At 57.4% G+C, this 18,871-nt stretch carries 24 protein-coding genes; 11 read left to right on the top strand and 13 right to left on the bottom strand.

From position 1 onward, the window contains the following. Together IU397_RS01265 and IU397_RS01260 are read left to right on the top strand one after the other, a co-directional pair. Window positions 1-1,110 carry a flagellar biosynthesis protein FlhB gene (locus IU397_RS01265; protein ID WP_204409793.1) on the top strand — a complete coding sequence of 370 codons (1,110 nt, stop codon included), beginning with the start codon at window positions 1-3 and terminating at the stop codon, window positions 1,108-1,110. Beyond that, window positions 1,107-1,469 carry a hypothetical protein gene (locus tag IU397_RS01260; protein ID WP_204409791.1) on the top strand — a complete coding sequence of 121 codons (363 nt, stop codon included), beginning with the start codon at window positions 1,107-1,109 and terminating at the stop codon, window positions 1,467-1,469. Before IU397_RS01265 ends, IU397_RS01260 begins: the two co-directional genes overlap by 4 nt. A gap of 211 nt (window positions 1,470-1,680) precedes the next feature. Here IU397_RS01260 and IU397_RS01255 read toward each other — a convergent pair whose 3' ends face one another. From IU397_RS01255 to IU397_RS01215, 9 genes are read right to left on the bottom strand one after another with little or no spacing between them, the layout of a single operon-like run. Continuing rightward, window positions 1,681-2,178 (bottom strand): flagellar basal body-associated FliL family protein, encoded by a 498-nt coding sequence (locus tag IU397_RS01255; protein WP_204409789.1) that lies wholly within the window; start codon window positions 2,176-2,178, stop codon window positions 1,681-1,683. Window positions 2,179-2,190: 12 nt separating this feature from the next. Beyond that, window positions 2,191-2,919, bottom strand: coding sequence for a flagellar basal body L-ring protein FlgH (flgH, locus tag IU397_RS01250; protein ID WP_204409787.1), 729 nt, complete (start codon window positions 2,917-2,919; stop codon window positions 2,191-2,193). Continuing rightward, on the bottom strand, window positions 2,919-3,377 hold the full coding sequence (gene flgA / locus IU397_RS01245) for a flagellar basal body P-ring formation chaperone FlgA (protein ID WP_204409785.1): 459 nt from the start codon (window positions 3,375-3,377) through the stop codon (window positions 2,919-2,921). The genes flgH and flgA overlap by 1 nt, the downstream gene beginning before the upstream one ends. Next, window positions 3,377-4,162: a flagellar basal-body rod protein FlgG gene (flgG, locus tag IU397_RS01240; RefSeq protein WP_204409783.1), complete on the bottom strand. Its 786-nt coding sequence runs from the start codon at window positions 4,160-4,162 to the stop codon at window positions 3,377-3,379. The genes flgA and flgG overlap by 1 nt, the downstream gene beginning before the upstream one ends. 18 nt (window positions 4,163-4,180) lie before the next feature. Further along, the gene (locus IU397_RS01235; RefSeq protein ID WP_204409782.1) at window positions 4,181-4,897 is read right to left on the bottom strand and encodes a flagellar hook-basal body complex protein; all 717 of its coding nucleotides are present in this window, start codon (window positions 4,895-4,897) and stop codon (window positions 4,181-4,183) included. Beyond that, entirely contained in the window at window positions 4,897-5,163 is a 267-nt protein-coding gene (locus tag IU397_RS01230; protein WP_204409780.1) for a flagellar biosynthetic protein FliQ, read from the bottom strand. The genes IU397_RS01235 and IU397_RS01230 overlap by 1 nt, the downstream gene beginning before the upstream one ends. A gap of 4 nt (window positions 5,164-5,167) precedes the next feature. Next, the gene (gene fliE, locus IU397_RS01225; protein ID WP_204409778.1) at window positions 5,168-5,458 is read right to left on the bottom strand and encodes a flagellar hook-basal body complex protein FliE; all 291 of its coding nucleotides are present in this window, start codon (window positions 5,456-5,458) and stop codon (window positions 5,168-5,170) included. Window positions 5,459-5,469: 11 nt separating this feature from the next. Then, window positions 5,470-5,862 carry a flagellar basal body rod protein FlgC gene (flgC, locus tag IU397_RS01220; RefSeq protein WP_204409776.1) on the bottom strand — a complete coding sequence of 131 codons (393 nt, stop codon included), beginning with the start codon at window positions 5,860-5,862 and terminating at the stop codon, window positions 5,470-5,472. A 15-nt stretch (window positions 5,863-5,877) separates the two neighbouring features. Beyond that, window positions 5,878-6,264 (bottom strand): FlgB family protein, encoded by a 387-nt coding sequence (locus tag IU397_RS01215; protein WP_204409774.1) that lies wholly within the window; start codon window positions 6,262-6,264, stop codon window positions 5,878-5,880. A gap of 83 nt (window positions 6,265-6,347) precedes the next feature. Between IU397_RS01215 and IU397_RS01210 the strand changes: the two genes are divergently transcribed. From IU397_RS01210 to IU397_RS01180, 7 genes are all read left to right on the top strand, one after another. Continuing rightward, window positions 6,348-7,676, top strand: coding sequence for a FliI/YscN family ATPase (locus tag IU397_RS01210; protein ID WP_204409772.1), 1,329 nt, complete (start codon window positions 6,348-6,350; stop codon window positions 7,674-7,676). Window positions 7,677-7,801: 125 nt separating this feature from the next. Continuing rightward, window positions 7,802-7,903 (top strand): pyrroloquinoline quinone precursor peptide PqqA, encoded by a 102-nt coding sequence (gene pqqA / locus IU397_RS01205; RefSeq protein WP_204409770.1) that lies wholly within the window; start codon window positions 7,802-7,804, stop codon window positions 7,901-7,903. A gap of 23 nt (window positions 7,904-7,926) precedes the next feature. After that, a complete protein-coding gene (gene pqqB / locus IU397_RS01200) occupies window positions 7,927-8,823 on the top strand; it encodes a pyrroloquinoline quinone biosynthesis protein PqqB (RefSeq protein WP_204409768.1) in 897 nt (298 codons plus the stop codon). Beyond that, the gene (gene pqqC, locus IU397_RS01195; RefSeq protein ID WP_204409766.1) at window positions 8,820-9,569 is read left to right on the top strand and encodes a pyrroloquinoline-quinone synthase PqqC; all 750 of its coding nucleotides are present in this window, start codon (window positions 8,820-8,822) and stop codon (window positions 9,567-9,569) included. The genes pqqB and pqqC overlap by 4 nt, the downstream gene beginning before the upstream one ends. Then, window positions 9,566-9,847, top strand: coding sequence for a pyrroloquinoline quinone biosynthesis peptide chaperone PqqD (gene pqqD / locus IU397_RS01190; protein ID WP_204409764.1), 282 nt, complete (start codon window positions 9,566-9,568; stop codon window positions 9,845-9,847). Before pqqC ends, pqqD begins: the two co-directional genes overlap by 4 nt. After that, entirely contained in the window at window positions 9,844-10,926 is a 1,083-nt protein-coding gene (gene pqqE, locus IU397_RS01185) for a pyrroloquinoline quinone biosynthesis protein PqqE (protein ID WP_204409762.1), read from the top strand. Before pqqD ends, pqqE begins: the two co-directional genes overlap by 4 nt. Window positions 10,927-11,216: 290 nt before the next feature. Then, entirely contained in the window at window positions 11,217-12,440 is a 1,224-nt protein-coding gene (locus tag IU397_RS01180) for an FAD-binding oxidoreductase (RefSeq protein WP_204409760.1), read from the top strand. A 21-nt stretch (window positions 12,441-12,461) separates the two neighbouring features. Here the strand turns inward: IU397_RS01180 and pcaG are convergent, their stop codons facing one another. Genes pcaG through pobA form a run of 4 tightly spaced genes read right to left on the bottom strand, consistent with a single transcriptional unit; the run spans window position 12,462 to window position 15,374 of the window. Then, window positions 12,462-13,070: a protocatechuate 3,4-dioxygenase subunit alpha gene (gene pcaG, locus IU397_RS01175; protein WP_204409758.1), complete on the bottom strand. Its 609-nt coding sequence runs from the start codon at window positions 13,068-13,070 to the stop codon at window positions 12,462-12,464. Then, window positions 13,070-13,789: a protocatechuate 3,4-dioxygenase subunit beta gene (pcaH, locus tag IU397_RS01170; RefSeq protein ID WP_204409756.1), complete on the bottom strand. Its 720-nt coding sequence runs from the start codon at window positions 13,787-13,789 to the stop codon at window positions 13,070-13,072. Before pcaH ends, pcaG begins: the two co-directional genes overlap by 1 nt. Next, window positions 13,786-14,166, bottom strand: coding sequence for a 4-carboxymuconolactone decarboxylase (gene pcaC, locus IU397_RS01165; RefSeq protein WP_204409754.1), 381 nt, complete (start codon window positions 14,164-14,166; stop codon window positions 13,786-13,788). Before pcaC ends, pcaH begins: the two co-directional genes overlap by 4 nt. Before the next feature lie 38 nt (window positions 14,167-14,204). After that, window positions 14,205-15,374, bottom strand: coding sequence for a 4-hydroxybenzoate 3-monooxygenase (gene pobA / locus IU397_RS01160; RefSeq protein ID WP_204409752.1), 1,170 nt, complete (start codon window positions 15,372-15,374; stop codon window positions 14,205-14,207). Between the two features lie 320 nt (window positions 15,375-15,694). Between pobA and IU397_RS01155 the strand changes: the two genes are divergently transcribed. Then, a complete protein-coding gene (locus tag IU397_RS01155) occupies window positions 15,695-16,813 on the top strand; it encodes a TIGR03032 family protein (protein ID WP_204409750.1) in 1,119 nt (372 codons plus the stop codon). Between the two features lie 16 nt (window positions 16,814-16,829). Beyond that, window positions 16,830-18,815 carry a hypothetical protein gene (locus tag IU397_RS01150; RefSeq protein WP_204409749.1) on the top strand — a complete coding sequence of 662 codons (1,986 nt, stop codon included), beginning with the start codon at window positions 16,830-16,832 and terminating at the stop codon, window positions 18,813-18,815. Window positions 18,816-18,871 lie beyond the last annotated feature (56 nt).

The following is an 18,871-nucleotide window of genomic DNA, read 5'->3' as shown; positions in this document are numbered from 1 at the left end:
ATGGCGGAGCAAGATGATGACGATGACAAGCAAAATGAACCCAGCGCCAAAAAGCTGGAAGATGCCCGCAAAAAAGGGGAGGTGCCCCGCTCAACAGATCTGAACACGGCTGCGGCTTACGCCGGACTGCTGCTCGCCGGAGGTGCGTTGGGTGCTGCAAGTCTCCAACAGTTCATGGACTTCGGGGCCGGCATAATCGCCAAGGCAGACACCTTGGCCCCTATCTTTTTTCGAGATGGCAATGTCGCCCTATCGGGTGGTCTGCTAGACGCAACCGGCCGCGCAACATGGCCTTGGTTCGCCGTCCCGGCGACTTTGGTTTTATTGTCCATCTTTGCCCAACGTTCCCTGATCTTCGCCCCCAGCAAACTGGAGCCCAAACTGTCGCGGATTTCCGTGATCAGCAACGCCAAGAACAAGTTTGGCCGATCCGGCCTGTTCGAGTTCGTGAAAAGCGCCGTCAAACTCTTCGTCATCTCCGCAATCCTGGGTGTGTTTCTCAGCACACAAATTGAAGAGATCATCTATTCGCTGATCTACAGCCCTGGTCTTGTGACACAGCTCTTTCTGAACCTCGGATTTGAATTTCTGGCCGTCGTTGCGATCGTTTCCTTCGTTATCGGGGGGGTCGACTATATGTGGCAATACAGCGATCACATGCGCAAAAACAGGATGTCGCACAAGGAACTCAAGGACGAAGCAAAGGATGCGGAAGGCGATCCGCACCTCAAGCAACAGCGCCGCCAGAGAGGGATGGAAATCGCCAGCAATCAGATGTTGCAGGATGTGCCCGAGGCCAGTGTGATCATCGTCAATCCCACCCATTTTGCTGTCGCCTTAAAATGGGATCGCGCCCGAGGAACGGCACCCGTTTGCGTGGCCAAAGGAACGGACGAGATTGCAGCCCGCATCCGCGAAATTGCGCAAGAAGCTGCTATTCCCATCCATAGCGATCCGCCCACGGCGCGCGCGCTTCATGCGAGCGTCTCAATCGGCGCCGAGATCGAGGAGCAGTATTATCAACCCGTCGCGGTCGCCATTCGTTTCGCCGAAGATATGCAGGCCCAGGCACAAAAATCCTACACATCCAGGAAAGGCTCTTCGGCATGAAGATCAAGGATCGTAACAAACTCAAGCGATTGACCCAGATTACCGACGCGGTTTTTCAAACGGCACAAGTGCGGCTCAGGGAGAAGTCACAAGCTGAAATCGCCTGTCGAATGGCTTTAGACAACCTCGAACAGGACAGAATAAAAGTGCTGTCCGGTCTGAAGATCACAGAACAGGTCAGCCCAGCTCAAATAGTAGTGGACGCTCAATGGTTGCGATGGGCGGAAACACAGCGAGGGAAATTGAACATGTCACTGGCCCGAGCCCGCGCAGCGACGATCCGGGAACGCACCGCCACCCAACGCTCATTTGGCCGCCACCAGGTCGCCTTGGAACTTACCCATAAGACAGCCGAGTAGCTGCCGGACCAATATCGACTGCCCATCCAGTCGTATCCGATAGAATTCCACAATGGCGTTCGTGATTGGCAGAACTAGAGCAAAAATTGGCCGCGCGGCATCGTTTGATTGGAAAGCGGCGTTCGAAGAGACAGCCCATTACAGCACTGTCACTCACATTGATCAGACCCCGGCAGCCGCGATCAAGACCAAAGCTGCTTGACTGTGCGGGTCAGTTATCCTGCCGCGCAATATCCGTCACCAGCACTCCGGTCACACGATCCCCGAGCGTTGCTTGGGCGGTTTCGAGCAATGCGCGACGTAGAGAAGACATCTTGGTCCCGACCGTAAAGTTGCCGTCGAACCCGCCCGCATTTGCGTGGTCGAATAGAACCTGCAGAAAACTGTCGCGCAATTTTGGTTCGCGCTGGTACACGGTATCGCGCTCCTCAGGTAGCACCTCGATACTGATCGACATCACAACCAGGGCATTGACGCGGGCTTCACTAACGATTGGCACGATAAATTGATTGTTGAGTTTGATGTAGTCCCGCGGATCGTCCGGGGCAGCCTTCTCGGGCTCTTTTGCCTTGGGCTCTTCGGTGTGATCACTGTCGGAGCAGGCGCATTCCATGGACATTTCGGTTGGTTCAGGCTTCAACACAAAGCCAGCGCCAGCACCGGCACCCAGACCGATGACAGCCAACAGGATGGGGAGGATCTTTCCCATGTGTTTTATCCTTTAGAATGGCAGGATGATATCGGCGATCTGCTGGCCATAGCGCGGCTGCTGCACATCACTGATCTGGCCGCGACCACCATAGGAGATCCGGGCCGAGGCGATCTTGTCATACGTGATCTCGTTTTGGCGCGAGATATCCTCTGGCCGGACATAGCCGCTTACCAGCAATTCCCGGATCTCGAAATTCACGCGCACTTCTTGCGACCCTTCGATCCGCAACACCCCGTTTTGAAGAACATCGACCACGGTTGCGGCGACACGGAGTGTCAGCTTCTCATTGCGACGTACCGATCCGGCGCCCGCGCTGCTACTATTTGAATTTGTCGTCACCGCATCATCGAGGGATGCACCGGCCGGAAGCTTTTCGTTGATCCGCTGCGGAATACCGAAGAAAGACGGCAGGCTCAGGTTTTCGGAGCCATCGCGTGACCGTTGCGTGCTGTTCGATATCTCGGCCCGCTCATCGATTTCTATGACGATGGTCATGATGTCACCGCGCGTACCAGCCCTGCGATCTCCCAGCAGGGATCGACGATCCCGGCTCCACAACGAAGCCGACGCACTGTCACGTGGGTCTTCAAGGCTGACCGGCAAAGGCGTGACCGACATGGCGTGGTGCTGGTTACCCGCCTCAATCGGTGTGAATTCAGGAGCTTTGCCCAGGTGACCAAGGCGTCCACATGACGGCAAGATGGTCAATAGCAACAGAACCGGGATGATGAGACGCATTAATTCTTTTCCATGTCTTCAAGGAGCGAGCCACTTGGGCCGACAATGACCCGGCCATGGTGATCTACGCGGCCGGAAACGGTTGAGCGCGATGAGAGATTCATGACGCGCAGCGTGTCCCCCTCCCCCGCACGTCCCAACGCGCGGGCTTCGGTTGCGATGCGCAATCCGGACCGATCGTATAACAAGGTGACGATCTGGTTGCGTTCGACCAGGGCCGGGGGACCCACATCGCCCGGGCGAATGGGACGGCCCGCGTAAAGTGCAACACGTGCCTCCATACCCACCACATCAAGCGGGTGCTGCAGCGCCCCCGGTACTTTGTCTTTCACGACGGTGACATCCGCTGCGGAAAGCAAGGTCAGAGGGCGGATGGTGCGTGCCGCGATCAGGGTTTCGGCCGCAACCGCCGATCCCGAGATCACGAAAGCCAGGGCGATCAAGGTACGTATCAGCATCAGCGGACCTGTGCCGTTGCACTGAGCATCTGATCAGCCGCAGTAATGACCTTGGCGTTCAATTCATAGCCCCGCTGGGCTTCAATCAGGTCGGTGATCTCGCGAACGGCATCAACCGAGCTGTCTTCGAGATACCCCTGCCGGATTGTGCCAAGACCGGCCTCGCCGGGAATGCCCTGGATCGGCGGACCGGACGCTTCAGTCTCCCGGAAAATGCTGCTACCCATGGCTTCAAGCCCTTTGCCATTGGAGAAATCGACAAGGGTTAATTGCCCCAGCAGTTCTGCCTCGATCTGCCCGTCGAAATATCCAAAAATCTCTCCATTGGCATTGATGGAGATCGAGCGGGTATCATCCGGAATGGTGATACCGGGCGCCACCTGCAGGCCGTCTGAATTGACGATCAGACCGTCGCCTGTGCGCTTTAGCGCACCATCCCGGGTGTAGGCTGCATCGCCAGAGGGCAGCGTCACCTCAAGATATCCTTCCCCCTCGATCGCCACATCCAGATCACCACCGGACTGAGACAGACTCCCTTGGGCCAACTCCATGGCAACAGAGGAGGGCCGCACCCCCAATCCCAATTGCACGCCGGTCGGCAACACGCTGCCGTCAGAGGCATTCACCGTTCCAGGCTTTGCGAGCTGGCGATAGTGCAGGTCGGCAAATTCCGCCCGACGGGCATTGTAGCCAGTGGTGCTCATGTTCGCGAGGTTATTGGAGATCACGTCGACGCGCATCTGCTGCGCGCTCATTCCCGTGGCTGCGGTTTTCAAGGCCTGCATCAGTGGGTCCTTTCGGGATTAGCCGACAATTGTTTCGATCATTTTTGACGTCCGCTCGCTTTCCTTGTCGCGGAACGACTGGCCCAGTTCATAGCTCCGCTGGACCTCAATCATGCGGGTGATCTCAAGCAGCGGGTTGACATTGGATCCCTCGACAAATCCCTGCATCAACCGCGCGTTGGGAGCGGGTTCAACGCCATTTTTGGCAGAAAACAGGGTCCCACTTTCGCGCTGTAGATCATTGCGGTCAGAGGGAACAAAGACGCCTATCTGCGTCAGCGGGCGACCATCCGCACTGAGTGTGCCATCGGATGATAACGCAACACTGCGTGCATCAGGCGGAACAAAGACAGGTGCGCCACCAAGGTCGAGCAGGGCATGGCCATCGGGGTTGACCAATTCGCTGGCCTCGTTCGGCGTGAAGACACCCGCCCGGGTCAACCGCTCACCCTCTGACGTTGCGACCATGAAAAATCCGTCGCCTTCGATTGCGAAATCAAAGCGACCGCCGGTTGCCGTTAGGGATCCTTGCTGGAGGTCAGTATGTCGGACGCGCGCTGCACCCATGGACACAGAGCCCGCCGGACCATCGACCCCGCGGATCACTTCCGAGAAAATGACCCCTTCTTTACGGAAGCCCGTGGTAGACATATTTGCCAGGTTGTTGGCCACAGATTGCATTTCGCGCATCAGGCCAACCTGCCGGGTCAGGGTCACATATCCAGTACTCATCATTAACCTCCGGCGATCAGCGGGATCAGGCTGCTGTCGAAAAACGTCTTGAGGGTTTGGGTCATGAAGCCCATGGTCATCCAAAATACCGCCAGCATCGCGCCGAGCTTGGGCACAAAGGTCAACGTCATTTCCTGAACCGACGTGAGGGCCTGAAAAAGACCGATCACAACGCCAGTCACCAGCGCCACGGCAAGGATCGGGGCAGAAATGATCAAAGCGACCCAGAGTCCTTCGCGCAAGGTGTCATAGAACACGGCTTCATTCATGGTGTCAGACCGGCATCCGCAGGATTTCCTGATAAGCCTCGACCAGTTTGTTCCTGACCGTTACAGCGGTTTCGACCGCCAGCTTTGTCTGCGACAGGGCTTGGACCAGGGAATGCGTGTCGGCTTTGCCGACAGTTGCATCCTTGGCCACCTGCTCCCCATTTTGGAGAATTGAGGCGAAGTCCTGCGTGACCTTCGCCAGCCCTTCGCCCATCCCCTCCGGCTTTGCCGTGGGTTCAGTAACCGGACGCGCACCCTGATAGGTTTGCGCCGCAATCGTAGACCGTACATCCATTCTGGATCTCCTTATCTTCTGAGCAGCTCAAGCAGGCTGCTGGCCATCTTCCGGGCCTGATCAAACATTTTTATGTTGGCTTCGTAGCTGCGCTGCGCCTGGCGCGCGTCCGACATCTCGATCAGCATCTCGACGTTGGATCCTTCGTAATATCCGGTCTCGTCCGCCATGGGATGAGACGGATCAAACACCTGTGGCAAGTCCGTACGGTCCAGTCTGACGCCGCCTGTCTGTATCTTGCCCGAAACCTCGCCACCCTCTTTGACCTGCTCAAAGGAAGTCATCTTGCGCCGAAATCCCGGTGTGTCCGTATTGGCGATGTTTTCGGAGATATAGCGAAGCCGGGTCGACTGAGCCTTCATGGCACTTGCCGACACCGCCAGGGTTTGTGTTAAATCGTTCATACTTTGTTCTCACACTTACCGTCGACCAAGACTGGTGGAAAGGATATCGATCGCGCTGCGATATATGCTGATCGCGGTCGTATGCTGTTGTTGGGTTTCGGCGGCTTTCACCATCTCACCCTCAAGGGAGACGGAATTGCCATTGGGTGCATTGGAGCCCCCGCCCGCATCGGAAACGCGCCAGCCGCCCGCGGCACTCGCATCCGTAAGATGACCGACGCGGGAGGCGCGCAACCCAGTATCAGAGGACCCATCAACCGAACGCGCAAAGGAGGAGATATCCTGGGATTTGAAGCCGGGCGTGTCTGTATTCGCGAGATTGCGCGCAATGACGTTTTGTCGAGCGCCAGCATGGCGGGCCATCCCGCCAGCAAGTTGAAATATCTCTAGTTTGTCAAACATCGGGGCTTCTCCACCGGCTTTCAACCAAGTCTTAATTGCGATTCCTTTAGAAACGGTAAGAGCCAGAAACGGGGAGAGCGGATTTGGAAGATCAATCATTTAAAGATTTATGCAATCGCATCGCCGATACGAATGTTGAACACCAGATCGGACGCGTGATCAGTGCAGGGAGCACCGTGGTTCGGGTGACCGGGCTGAGCCGGATGGCAGCCATCGGCGATCAAGTCGCCATAGGGGGTGCCATGGGGGAGATCATCGATATCAATACCGATGCTGTCACGGTCTTACCCGACCGCTCCTGTGACGGCCTGCGCATTGGGGAGCAGGTTACGTGGATCGGCAGATCGGAATTGGCACCTGATGACAGTTGGCTTGGCCATGTCATTGACCCTTATGGCGCCGCATTGGATGGCGGCAGCCTGATCCAAGGTCCTGTGTCCCGCAGTTTGCGCGCCGCGCCGCCACCGGCCACCCAAAGGCGACATTTAGGGCCGCGCATGGCAACGGGATTGGCTGTTTTCGATACGATCCTGCCTTTGGTCCGCGGTCAGCGGATGGGCCTTTTTGCCGGGTCCGGTGTCGGGAAATCGATGCTTCTGGGTCAGCTGGCGCAGAATGTCGACGCGGATGTGATCGTGGTTGCGTTGGTTGGTGAACGGGGCCGAGAAGTCCGCGAATTCGTCGACAAGACATTGGGGCCGGAACGCATGGCAAAAACTGTGGTGGTGGCGGCAACTTCGGATCAGCCGCCCATCGCCCGCCGCCGCGCCGTCTGGTCGGCCATGACGGTGGCGGAGCATTTTCGCGATGCAGGCAAACAGGTCTTTTTCCTGGCGGACTCAATCACCCGGTTTGCCGAAGCGCATCGCGAAATCGCATTGGCCGCTGGCGAAGGTGTGGGATTGCATGGCTTCCCGCCGTCAACAGCGCACCTGATCATGTCCCTGGCCGAGCGGGCAGGACCCGGGCAAGGCGGCACAAACGGTGATATCACCGCGATTTTCTCTGTTCTGGTCGCCGGCTCCGACATGGAGGGGCCAATCGCTGACACGTTGCGCGGCGTTCTGGACGGTCATGTTGTATTGGATCGCGAGATCGCGGAACGGGGACGCTATCCAGCGATTGACGTTCTGCGTTCGGTCTCTCGCAGTTTGCCCGGGGCCGCGAATGACCATGAAAACGCATTGATCGCCTTGGCCCGGCGTCGCCTGGGCGCCTATGACCGCGCGGAAATGATGATCCAATCCGGTCTCTATTCCGCCGGAAGCGACGGTGACGTCGATGCCGCTGTCCAAGTCTGGCCAGCCCTTGATGCCTTCATTGCCGAAAAGGCCCCAAGCGGGCCCAATGCGGCCTTTGACCGGTTGGCTGATTGCCTGCGTGCCGCAAGACCGGTCCGAAACGCGGCCTAGACAGCAACATCATGCATCGCACCCGGACACGATCAGGTGATGATCCTGCGACCATAGTCCAAGAGACGCGCCACCGTCCCACGACCTACGCTTTGGCTGGTACAAGATAACTGGAGGAGTTAGGCATGGCTTGGAAGAAACCAATCATCCGCGAGATCGAGTGCGGCATGGAAATCAACATGTATGGCCCGGATCAGGACGACCACGAGAACGATCCCCTGTTCTGAAGACCTGCGCGCGGAGCAACTGAATGGGTCTTCGCGCGCATATTCTCGGGGCTGCCGCAGGTGGCGGCTTGCCGCAATGGAATTGCGGTTGCGAGAATTGCAATCTTGCGCGGGCCGGGGCCATACCGGCACAAACGCAGTCATCCATGGCAGTTTCGGCCAATGATACATGCTGGGCGGTTATCAACGCGTCGCCTGACATTCGGGAACAGCTGCGGCAGTCACATCAGCTTCATCCGACCGACCTGCGCGTGAGCCCGATCAAAGCAGTTCTACTCACCAATGGTGATATTGATCACATCGCAGGCTTGCTGACACTTCGGGAACAGCAGCCATTTACGCTATTTGCGACGCGTGAAATCCACGATGTGATCGCTGCAAATTCCGTGTTCGACGCGTTAAATGCGCGGTTTGTCGATCGCGTTACCGTTGCCCTGAATACACCGGTTGAGCTTGTGCCTGGACTGACTGCAACGCTCTATCCCGTGCCGGGCAAGGTGCCCTTGTACCTTGAAACCGGGACGGTCGAGACCAAGCTAGAGGGTGAGCAAACCGTGGGTGTTCACTTGGAAACTGCCAACGCATCGGCCCACTACATACCTGGATGTGCCGCTTTGACAGGCGATCTTAAACAGCGCCTGCACGGCGCGAACGCCGTGTTTTTCGACGGCACACTTTGGCAAGATAACGAGATGGTGGATGCGGGCCTCAGCCAAAAAACCGGCGCGCGCATGGGTCATATGTCGATGTCAGGACCGGATGGATCAATGGCAGCCTTCGCTGATGTGCATGTTGGGCGAAAGATCTATGTCCACATGAATAACACCAATCCGGTTTTGCGCCCCGACGCGCCCGAACGTCAGATGGCCGAGGCGCAGGGATGGCAGATCGCCTATGATGGATTGGAGGTCGAGCTATGACAATGACCGCATTCGAGGTCCGGCTGCGCCAGATCGGTGCCCAGCGTTATCACGATAAACACCCCTTCCATCACCTTCTGCATTCCGGCGGGTGCAGCCCCGATCAGGTGCGGGCCTGGGTGATCAACCGTTTTTACTATCAGTCAAGCATCCCCATGAAGGATGCGGCATTCATGAGCCGCGTTGACGATCCCAAATTACGGCGCGCCTGGCGGTCGCGGATCGAGGATCATGACGGGACCGGCGACAATGAGGGCGGGATCGAGCGATGGTTGCGTTTGGCAGATGCCGTGGGGCTGGACCGCGATTACGTGGCCAGCAAGGAAGGTGTCCTGCCCGCGACGCGGTTTGCGGTTGACGCCTATGTTCGCTTTGTCCGCGACAAGGCATTGCTGGAGGCGGTAGCGGCCTCTCTGACCGAACTCTTCGCGCCGAAAATACACGCAGCGCGCATCGAGGGGCTGTTGGCGAACTATGCGTTCGCTGATGATCGCAGCCTGTCCTATTTCAAAAATCGTCTCAAGGAAGCGCCCAAGGATGTGGCATTCGGGCTGTCCTGGGTGTTGGACCATGCCGACACGGCAGAGAAACAGGATGCCGCTGCAGCGGCCCTGACCTTTAAAACCGATGTCTTGTGGGCCCAGTTGGATGCCCTCCACGCAGCCTATGTCGATCCGGCGCGGATCCCACCCGGTGCCTGGCAACCCGGGTCTTTTCTGAAGGCGCAGGCGGCCAAAGCGTCATGACCCTTCCTGCGGCCAGCATCCCGGTGATCCCGCGGGGCGTTCGCCTGCACCATGACAAGGTGCGGAACCAATGGGTCCTGCTCGCGCCCGAGCGCACGATCAGCCTGGATCCGATCGGCCACGCCATCTTGTTAGAGATCGACGGAACGCGCACATTTGAAACCATAGCCCGGACACTGGCCGATAAATACGACGCCCCGTTGGACCAGATCACATCAGATGTGGGGGAATATCTGCATGGGCTGATGATCCGGCGGATCATGGATGTGGCCACATGAAGGTTCCACCACCCATTGCCATGCTGGCCGAGTTGACCCACCGGTGCCCGCTGTCTTGCCCCTATTGCTCGAACCCGCTGGATCTTGCGCGCAAGGAACAGGAATTGCCGACCCATGTCTGGGCCGATGCCTTTCGCCAAGCCGCCGATCTGGGCGTGTTGCAACTGCACTTATCCGGCGGGGAACCCGCGGCACGGCGAGACCTCACAGAACTCGTGGCTGCAGCCCGGGCAGCCGGTCTTTACACAAATCTCATCACCTCTGCCATCGGTCTGACAGAACGGCGCTTGCAAGATTTGGACGAGGCAGGTTTGGACCATGTTCAGCTATCTTTGCAAGGCACTGATGCCGAGATGGCGGATTACATCGGCGGTTACAAAGGCGGCTTCAAACGGAAGATGCAAGCCGCCGAATGGATCGGGGAACTCGGGATTCCCTTGACGCTGAACACGGTTTTGCACCGGAAAAACCTGCATCAGCTTCCCCAAGCCATCGAGATGGCGATGGATATGGGCGCCCGGCGGATCGAGGTTGCTATCGTGCAGTTCCACGGCTGGGCGTTGAAGAACCGCGATTCCTTGATGCCTACGAAAGAGCAAGCCGACACGGCAAGCAAGATCGTGGCAGAGGCACGCAAGCGGCTGGAGGGGCGTTTGGTGTTGGACTACGTCCCCGCAGACTACCACTCAAACGCGCCAAAACGCTGCATGGGCGGTTGGGGTATGGTCGGCTTGAACATCGCGCCCGACGGGCACGTATTGCCTTGTCACGCAGCACAAACGATCCCACAGCTCACATTCGAGCGGATCGGGGAAACCCCGTTAAAGGATATCTGGTATCACAGCGCCGCCTTCAACGCTTATCGCGGGGATGCTTGGATGCAAGAACCTTGCCGGTCCTGCGAATTCAAAGGTCGCGATTTCGGGGGGTGCCGGTGCCAGGCCATGGCACTTGCAGGCGATGCTGCCGCAACTGATCCGGTCTGTTCGAAATCGCCCCTTCATCACAAGGTGAAAGCCCTGGTGGATAACCAAGACGTGGTCGAGGATTTGACGTTCCGAGCGGCCGCTGCGCCTTAAGTCGACCAGGAGCCAGGATTTCGCAACATCGAGGAAATGCTAAAGGAAACGCTGTTGTAGCAATGAGATACCGCCAAAACCGCTGTTACGCCGCAATGAGCATAGGACCGTGGCGGAAACGAGAGATGTCGTTGGCGCGCCTCTGACCCAGCCAGATCGTCATGCGAAACCAAATCCGATCCACCCAAGCACATCTAAAAACTGTCCGAAAAACAGAGACCACTTCATAATTTAGATGCGCAGGACGTCACAGACATGTTCAATCATGCCAAGCAGGGCGAGGGTTTTTGATGTCTACAGCCGGTTTTCACACATCACCGACCAGATCGTCCTATGACGTCGTGATCATCGGTGGAGCGATCATGGGGTCATCGACAGCCTGGTTCTTGTCGGACAATCCTGATTTCGATGGATCGGTTCTAGTGGTTGAACGCGACCCGACCTATGGTGCGTGCTCAACCGCGCACACCAATTCATGTATGCGCCAGCAATTCTCGACAGCGCTCAATGTGCAAATCAGCCAGTTTGCGGCGGATTTCGTCAAAAATATCCGCACTTACATGGGCAACGACGACAGGGTGCCAAATCTCAACATTCACTCTTTTGGGTATATGTATCTTGCGGACACACCCGAATTTGCGACTGTTTTGCGCGCCAACGCCAAGATTCAACATCAAGTGGGTGCAGCCACGCAACTGATGACAGCCGATCAGATCAAAGCGGACTATCCGTTTTACAACGTCGATGACATCGTTCTGGGGTCGATCAACCTGGTCGATGAAGGATATTGGGACGGCGCGACCGTTTTTGATTGGTGGCGCCGGCAAGCCCGCGAACGCGGGGTCGAATATGTCTCGGGCGAGGTGGTCGCGATGACAAAGAACCCGGTGGGCAGCCGCGTCGAAAGCGTTGCGCTGGCCGGTGGTCAGGTGATCTCTTGCGGTCAATTGGTCAATGCATCGGGTCCACGCGCGGCGCGAACGACCAAGATGATCGGTATCGATGTCCCGGTTGAGCCGCGAAAGCGCTTCACATGGATCTTCAAAGCGGAACAGCCCTTGGACCGTGACCTGCCCCTGACAATCGATCCATCAGGCGTTCATGTGCGCGAAATCGGCGGCGGCACCTATCAATGTGGCGGCCATAGCGACCATGACCCACCCGTCGCTTACGATGATTTCACTATGGATCACGCCCTGTGGGAACAGCATATCTGGCCTATGCTGGCGACGCGCATCCCACAATTCGAAGCGATCAAGGTCACCAGCGAGTGGGCGGGGCATTATTCCATGAATGTCTTTGATCATAACGCCATTATGGGACCGCACCACGAGGTTGAGAATTTCATCTTTCTCAATGGTTTTTCGGGTCATGGTCTGCAGCAATCACCGGCCATGGGCCGTGGTACCGCCGAATGGCTGACCTATGGCGCATATCGAAGCCTGGATCTGACGCCATTTCACTATGACAGGATTGCACGGGACGCGCCCATCATGGAAAAAGCCGTGATCTGACCACGCTGCCAACAGGCCGGTTTAGACGTCGAAAAACACCGTCTCGTCCTCGCCCTGTAGCCGGATGTCAAAGCGGTAGACAGGCGTGTCGCAGTGACGATGGGCCATCAGCGTTGCACGGCGGCTGCCCCATTCGATCATGTTCAAAACCGGATCGCTTTCATTGGCCTGGGCCTCGTCAGCAAAATAGATCCGCGTGTTCAGCCCGATATTGATACCCCGTGCCACGATCCAGAGGTTGATATGGGGGGCTTGGGTGGCTCCGTTGCCCTCCACTATCGGGCCGGGTTTTACAGTCTCAAAATGCCAAAGCCCGGTTGTGAAATCCGTAATGGCGCGCGCCCATCCGCGAAAGTCATCATCCGTCTGTGCGCCAGGCTTGGGATAGAGGCCCGATGCATCGGCCTGCCAGATCTCCAGCAAAGCATCCGTGATCGGCGTGCCGGTCCCGTCAAAGATGACCCCTTCGACCCGAATGCGCTCACCCGGCGACGCGGGGCCAGCGATGGCACCCCCCAAATCACCGCCATAGATGCTGATGCCCGCCGCATCAGGTGTCAGCCCGATATGCACGTAGGGCCCCGCCGTTTGCGATGGTGTTTCATGCAGATCATCGGCCAAGCCTGGCATCAATTGCCCTCCAATTGATGTTCGAACGGTGTCGCCGGCTGTCCGCGCAGGATGATATCGAACCGATACGCGATGGCATCAAAGGACGCTGTGGTCTTCATGTCCAAACGAGCGGTCAATGCCGCAATGGCGGCTTCATCTGCGATCGATCGCACGATCGGGCACAGGGAAATCAACGGATCCCCTTCAAAGTAAAGCTGCGTGATCAGTCGTTGACAAAACGCGGTGCCGAAAACACTGAAATGGATATGGGCGGGCCGCCAGTTGTTTCCATGATTGCGCCAGGGATAGGCGCCGGGTTTGACCGTCCGAAAGGCATATGCTCCGGTATCATCGGTCAATGTTCGCCCGCATCCCCCGAAATTGGGATCAATCGGCGCCAGGTAACGGTCGTTTCTGTGCCGATATCGCCCCCCGGCATTGGCTTGCCAAATCTCGATCAGGGCGCCCGGAACAGGTTTGGCGTTTTCATCCAGAACACGGCCATGGACGATGATCCGCTCGCCAATCGGGTCCCCGGTCTGGGCATGGTTCAAAAGCAGATCGTTATCGCCCGGATTGATATCGCCATGGCCAAAGGTAGGCCCCGTCCGCTCACTGGTGGTTTGGTCGATGCTCAATAGCGGATAGCGCGGCGACCGGGTGACCGAGCTTTTGTAATCCGGTGTCAAAGCCTGGGGATGCCGGTGTCGGTCCCGCGGATAGAAGGAGGCGATCACAGCTCAACTCCCATCTCGGTATAGGTCTGTTTGGCCAACTTGATCGCATGGTTGGCCTTCGGCACACCGGCATAGACAGCGACATGCAGAAGGGCTTGCATAACCTCCGACGGGCTGGCTCCCGTTCTTGCGGTCGCTCGGATATGCATCGGAATTTCATCGAAACTGGCCGTCGCGGCCAGCAGGGCCAGCGTCAAAAGGGAGCGGTCCCGGTGGGAGATCGTGTCATCCGCCCACAACGTACCCCAGGCTCCTTCGGTGATCAGGGTCTGAAAGGGTTCGTCAAAGGCGGTTGTGCCGACAGCGGCCCTGTCCACATGATCATCGCCCAAAACCAATCTCCGCGCGGCCATTCCGCGGGTTTTGCGATCAGTCATCGGCATGCTCCGTCATTTCTGCGCCATCACTGCCATCATCAATAGGGCAAACCCACGTAATTCTCAGCCATCGCTTTCTGCGCGGCGGGGCTAGAGCGCAGGAATTCCAGCTCCGCGATCTGCATTTTGATATCGAACGCGGTCTGGTCTGGATATCTGTGCAGCAAGGAAGAAAACCACCAGCTAAAACGTTCGGCCTTCCAAACCCGGGCCAGCGCCTTGTGTGAGTAGGCATCAATACCATCGCTGATACCGGTTTCGTAAAACTGGCGCAGCCCATGATATAGATAATGCACGTCGGATGCCGCAGTGTTGAGCCCCTTTGCCCCCGTCGGTGGCACGATATGCGCCGCATCCCCGCACAGAAACAAGCGTCCCCACTGCATGGGCTCTGTCACGAAAGATCGCAAAGGCGCGATAGATTTCTCGATGCTTGGGCCGGTCACCAACGCATCGGCCTGAGCGGCGGGTATCCGGCGCTTCAACTCAGCCCAGAACGCGTCATCGGACCAGTTCGCAGCATCCTCATCGACCGAGCATTGGATGTAATAGCGGCTCAGATTGCTATTGCGCATGGAACATAGGGCGAACCCCGCGGGTGAGGTCGCATAGATCAATTCGTCATTCACCGGTGGGGTCTCTGACAGGACGCCAAGCCAACCAAATGGATAGACCTTTTCATATTCGCTCCGCACCCTGTATGGGATAGTTGCCCGGCTGACACCGTGAAATCCGTCACAACCTGCGATGAAATCGCAATCGATTCGGTGTGATACGCCTGCAATCTCATATGTCACATGGGGCGCGTCGCTATCTGCATCCTGAATGACGACATGATCCACATTGAATAGCAGTGCACCGCACGACCGTTCGCGTGCTTCGTACAAATCGCGCGTCACTTCCGTCTGACCGTAAACGGTGACCATGTGCCCGGTATGTTCAGAGAAATTGATGCGGAACATCTCGTCCCCATAGGAGATCAGTGTTCCATGGTGCGGAAACCCTTCGCGGTCCATCCGGTCCGCCACCCCGGCCTCTCGCAAAAGATCCGTCAAACCCCGTTCCAGCACACCGGCGCGAATGCGGCCCAGAACATAGTCCTTGGTCCGACGCTCCAGAACCACCGAGTCAATACCGCGCATATGGAGGAGTTGGGATAAAAGAAGCCCCGACGGACCACCACCAACAATCACAACTTGCGTCTTCACAAACATCTCCACTTTTACCGACAGTGTTATCGCTTTGTGATCCAACGCGAAACGTCTCTTCGACATATCAAGCAGCAAAGCGTTGCTTGATGCCTTACGAATAGGCCATAAGGCTTCGCTGGCCGCGCTAAAGGGCAGGTCTGTCTGGCCGCGCCAGGAATTCTCCCCATGCTGATACGTTGCACTCAACCACAGATCACACTCTGCGGATCAGGAAAGTCACCGGCACAAAGTTGGGCCGACAGGATACCAAATCTAGGTCTTTTGGCCGTGGGGTAATTCATGTTTAATTTCAACAGTTACCTTTTGAGATCATTGCCTTGTCAAGCGCTTCAGAAACAACCACGCCCGATGTTGCACAGGAGACTAAGTTCTCGGCGTCGGGTGGTTTTGTTAGCCGGTTGGCGGCTTTGGGCTGTGCGGTTGGGTTTACATCGTATCAATCCGGGTTGCTCTATTTGGCCGGGCGAACCGATCGCGGTTTGCACATTCACCAATCCGCCATGCCGAGGCCCATGGGGCTGCGATATGACGCCAAAGATGGGCGGCTTGTCCTGTCGGCAGGTGGGCAGATCCTCCGGTTTGAGAATGTCCTGCGCCCGGGCGAACGTGCCAACCAGATCTTTGACGCCTGTTTCGCCCCCCGGATCATCCATATAACCGGGCGGCTGGAGGGCCATGATGTCGGAATCGGCGCGGATGGCACGCCGATTTTCGTCAATACCCGCTTCAACTGCCTGGCCACCGTCGATCCGCGCGACAGTTTCCGCGCAATCTGGCAGCCGCCTTTCATCGACGTCATTATTGATGAGGATCGCTGCCACCTGAACGGGCTGGCGATGCGGGAGGGCCAGCCCGCCTATGCCACTGCTGTCAGCCGGTCGAACACCATTGATGGCTGGCGGGACCGGCGGGCAGATGGCGGCGTGGTCATTGATGTGGCGACGGGCCAGATCGTTTGCGAGGGCCTGTCGATGCCCCACAGCCCCCGGCTGCATAACGGCATTCTTTACGTACTGAATGCAGGAACCGGGGAGTTTGGCCGGGTCGCCCTACCGGATGGGACCGATGGTCCGGGCCAGTTCGAGCCCATCGCCTTTTGCCCCGGCTTCCTGCGCGGGCTCAGTTTTGCGGGGGACTTTGCGTTCGTGGGACTGTCAAAGCCCCGCTACAACCGGTTCGAAGGGCTGGCATTGGACGACCGTCTGCACGCGGCCGATAGCGAGGCGTGGTGCGGGGTGCAGGTGATCGACCTGACCAGCGGCGCCTGTCTGGACTGGCTGCGCCTCGATGGTCCCGTGGCTGAAATCTATGATGTTGAGGTTTTCCCCGGCCTCACCTGCCCCATGGCCGTGAGCCCAAATGCGCCGGAACTTCCCAACCTGATTACGCACCAAGACCGCGCGAAAGCGCCTCCGACCGAGCCCTCCAAAATCTAACCCAAGGAGATTGCCCATGTCTGATTTCAAGGTGAACCAGTCCATCCAAAGCTCCCTTTCAGCCAGCACCGCCCTTGGCCGGTTGGCGATTGGCCTCGCCGCCGGAACCCTGGCCGGCGGCTATAGCCGCATCACTCAAGCCGGGACATGTGCTGCATCGACGGGGGCAGCTGGCACATATCTGTGCAGTGGACCGGCAGGTGTCACCACAGATGTTACCGAAAGCGTAGGTCCCATCGTGGGGGATGTCACGATCACCAGTGCCCCCGACTTCGGCCTCGACTCCACGCAGTCAGGAGGCAGAGGCATCGAAGCTTATGTCTATCTGCTAGACGAAAATCAGAAAATCGAAGTCACCACTAGTAATATCAGGGCCTCAGATCATGCGATCAGTATCCAGACAATCGGAACTGCATCGCCTATGTTTTCATTGCCTAACGATATTCAAATAGACACAGCAGATGGAGCACTCAAGTCGCTCGACGGCACCGGGATCCGCGCGGCTGTCAAAAGAGACTATGTTACGATCACCACTGCGGATGTGATCGGTTATTCTGGAATTGAAGCAATCGATGAAGATGCTGATGGATACAAAGCAAGCCTACGAATTGATACCATAGCCGGTACCGTGACGGGAACAGGGGGCTCCGGCATAATCGGACAAAGCGGTGACATCAAAATTAGTACTGCCGATGTCGCCGGCTCTTCTGATGGTATCAATGCAAGTTCGCCAGCCACATTCGGCACGATCGAAATCGATACGACTGCGGGGACTGTTACTGGGGTCACCGGTACGGGCATTTCGGCATTTCATTCTGACATCAATTACTACGGCGGTCCTGATGGGACTTATATCGATGTCATAACTGCCGACGTGGTTGGTGCAGAATTTGGGATCAGAACCGGTGCCGGCGTTTATTCTGGAACTCAGATTGATACGACCGCAGGCGCGATCACAGCGACAAACGGCATAGGCATTGACGTCGGTGGCGGTGGGGGCGACGCCCTGATCAAAACGGGCGATGTTACAGGCCGAACGAGAGGTCTTAATATCGTGAACTACAATCAGGGTTCCGAGGTTATCGATACAACCGCAGGAACGGTGATTGGTGAAACAAGATCAGGGATCGCGTTAGATGGCGGATTTTCCGGAACATTTGATATCACCACGGCAGATGTCGTTGGTGGTTCAAATGGCATCAGGCTGTACGGCTACTCCGGTGAACGCAATCTGTCACGATTGGATACAACGGCAGGGGCCGTCATCGGTAACAACGGAGATGGCATCGTCGTAGACAATAGGGTGTCCGGCGAGATTGCGATCACGGTGTCCGACGTTTCCGGGTCCGAGGCAGGCATACGCCTGAAGGGAGATGCACCATATTACCACACTTCGCGGGCTTCCATTGATGTACTTGGCCACGTTTCAGGCGGGGTCGGTATTGATACATCGACCTCCACAGGGACGGCTGAGATCAACAGTTCTGGCCGGATCGAAGGACGTGGGGGCCCCGCGCTAAACCTTGGCGATGGCGTGGAACGGGTCACGATTTTCGATGAGTATAAAGGGCTGCGCGGCGACCGGCAGCAGGGCATCTTTGGGTCCGCCCTGTTCGGAGGCGGGGATGACATGTTGGCCTTTGTCGACATCGCCGGTGGTGGCAACATCCTCTATGGCGGGGTTTTCGACGGCATCTTCGACGGCGGCGCGGACATCGACACGGTCACCTTTTCGGTTGGAATTGACGATTTGAAATTCCAGACTGGCGGCGGTTCCTTCATCGATCTGCTATTCCAGGATGAAGATAACCAACGCGCTCGCCTCTCCTTCCTCGATTTCGAGGTCTTTGCGTTCGCCGATAACCCGGAGGTCACCTACACGCTTGGCGAACTGCGTACCCTTGTTGCACCCGTCCCGCTGCCGGCCAGCCTGCTTCTCTTCGGCTCAGCCCTGGTCGCCCTCACCCTCACGAGCCGCAGGCAACGACAGACGAAAACATAAACAACAAGTAAACCCCGCTAGATCCCGGCACGTCGATTGTAACCGGTATCGGCACG

The sequence above is a fragment of the Actibacterium sp. 188UL27-1 genome (assembly GCF_016901225.1).
GTDB lineage: Bacteria > Pseudomonadota > Alphaproteobacteria > Rhodobacterales > Rhodobacteraceae > 188UL27-1.
Note: the sequence above shows the minus strand (reverse complement) of the source record. Positions and strands in the feature narration are given on the sequence as shown.